Source organism: Facklamia sp. P12945, assembly GCF_050409485.1.
Taxonomy (GTDB): domain Bacteria; phylum Bacillota; class Bacilli; order Lactobacillales; family Aerococcaceae; genus Facklamia.
Map to the genome: position 1 here is coordinate 1 of NZ_JBNUPJ010000051.1, position 1,525 is coordinate 1,525.

The window sequence follows — 1,525 nt, forward strand, 5'->3', positions numbered from 1 at the left end:
GAATTAGCTCAGCTGGGAGAGCGTCTGCCTTACAAGCAGGATGTCGGCGGTTCGATCCCGTCATTCCCCACTCTTGACTCGTTAGCTCAGTCGGTAGAGCAACTGACTTTTAATCAGTGGGTCGCAGGTTCGAATCCTGCACGGGTCATATTCCTAAATGGAAACATCAAGGAATTTTAATTTGCGGGTGTGGCGGAATTGGCAGACGCACCAGATTTAGGATCTGGCGCCTTCGGGCGTGGGGGTTCAAGTCCCTTCACCCGCACTTGCATTTTGATCACTTATGATTTATAATTGGAAATCCTAAGTTATATTATGCCGGCTTAGCTCAGTTGGTAGAGCATCTGATTTGTAATCAGAGGGTCGAGGGTTCAAGTCCTTTAGCCGGCACTTTTGCGGAAGTAGTTCAGTGGTAGAACACCACCTTGCCAAGGTGGGGGTCGCGGGTTCGAACCCCGTCTTCCGCTTTGCCAAGATACATTTAGGCTTTTAAAGCCGGGGTGGCGGAATTGGCAGACGCACAGGACTTAAAATCCTGCGGTGAGTGATCACCGTGCCGGTTCGACTCCGGCCCTCGGCATTTCACTTTATTGTGAATGATAAAATATTTTGCACCCGTGGCTCAACTGGATAGAGTACCTGACTACGAATCAGGCGGTTGCAGGTTCGAATCCTGCCGGGTGTATTAGAGTAAAACGGGAAGTAGCTCAGCTTGGTAGAGCACTTGGTTTGGGACCAAGGGGTCGCAGGTTCGAATCCTGTCTTCCCGATTTGTTTATTCTTATATGGGGGATTAGCTCAGCTGGGAGAGCGCCTGCTTTGCACGCAGGAGGTCAGCGGTTCGATCCCGCTATTCTCCATTTTTTTGGCGGTGTAGCTCAGCTGGCTAGAGCGTCCGGTTCATACCCGGGAGGTCATGGGTTCGATCCCCTTCGCCGCTATCTAAGGCCGGACCTTTAGCTCAGGTGGTTAGAGCTCCCCGCTCATAACGGGGTGGTCGTAGGTTCGAGTCCTACAAGGTCCATTATGCATTATGGATTTTGCCATTGGTTAACGGAGGATTACCCAAGTTCGGCTGAAGGGAACGGTCTTGAAAACCGTCAGGCGTGTAAGAGCGCGCGTGGGTTCGAATCCCACATCCTCCTTTGAGAATATGCGGGTGTAGTTTAGTGGTAAAACCACAGCCTTCCAAGCTGTTGTCGGGAGTTCGATTCTCCTCACCCGCTTTATTGATAATGGGCCTGTAGCTCAGCTGGTTAGAGCGCACCCCTGATAAGGGTGAGGTCGGTGGTTCGAGTCCACTCAGGCCCATAGCAATAATTAATTGTTATTTTGAATTGGCTTATGGGGAAGTACTCAAGTGGCTGAAGAGGCGCCCCTGCTAAGGGTGTAGGTCGGTTTATACCGGCGCGAGGGTTCAAATCCCTCCTTCTCCGTTATTCTTATATACTTGCCAATGAGTTTTGATATTGGCCCGTTGGTCAAGCGGTTAAGACACCGCCCTTTCACGGCGGTAACACGGGTT

At 51.1% G+C, this 1,525-nt stretch carries 15 tRNA genes; all 15 read left to right on the plus strand.

The features are described 5' to 3' along the window. Window positions 1-70: transfer RNA gene (locus tag ACQV2X_RS08645), tRNA-Val, on the plus strand. Window positions 71-75: 5 nt separating this feature from the next. Next, window positions 76-148: transfer RNA gene (locus ACQV2X_RS08650), tRNA-Lys, on the plus strand. Between the two features lie 35 nt (window positions 149-183). After that, a tRNA-Leu gene (locus ACQV2X_RS08655) sits at window positions 184-265 on the plus strand. A gap of 52 nt (window positions 266-317) precedes the next feature. Next, a tRNA-Thr gene (locus ACQV2X_RS08660) sits at window positions 318-390 on the plus strand. Between the two features lie 5 nt (window positions 391-395). Next, window positions 396-467 (plus strand) — tRNA-Gly (locus ACQV2X_RS08665). A 27-nt stretch (window positions 468-494) separates the two neighbouring features. Further along, window positions 495-580, plus strand: a tRNA-Leu gene (locus ACQV2X_RS08670). A gap of 31 nt (window positions 581-611) precedes the next feature. Further along, window positions 612-685 (plus strand) — tRNA-Arg (locus ACQV2X_RS08675). Between the two features lie 11 nt (window positions 686-696). Continuing rightward, window positions 697-770, plus strand: a tRNA-Pro gene (locus tag ACQV2X_RS08680). 17 nt (window positions 771-787) lie between these two features. Next, window positions 788-860: transfer RNA gene (locus ACQV2X_RS08685), tRNA-Ala, on the plus strand. A gap of 7 nt (window positions 861-867) precedes the next feature. Next, window positions 868-941 (plus strand) — tRNA-Met (locus ACQV2X_RS08690). 9 nt (window positions 942-950) lie between these two features. Then, window positions 951-1,024, plus strand: a tRNA-Ile gene (locus tag ACQV2X_RS08695). Between the two features lie 31 nt (window positions 1,025-1,055). Next, window positions 1,056-1,145, plus strand: a tRNA-Ser gene (locus ACQV2X_RS08700). Window positions 1,146-1,155: 10 nt separating this feature from the next. Next, window positions 1,156-1,226, plus strand: a tRNA-Gly gene (locus ACQV2X_RS08705). 11 nt (window positions 1,227-1,237) lie between these two features. Next, window positions 1,238-1,311 (plus strand) — tRNA-Ile (locus tag ACQV2X_RS08710). Between the two features lie 35 nt (window positions 1,312-1,346). Then, window positions 1,347-1,436 (plus strand) — tRNA-Ser (locus ACQV2X_RS08715). Window positions 1,437-1,525 lie beyond the last annotated feature (89 nt).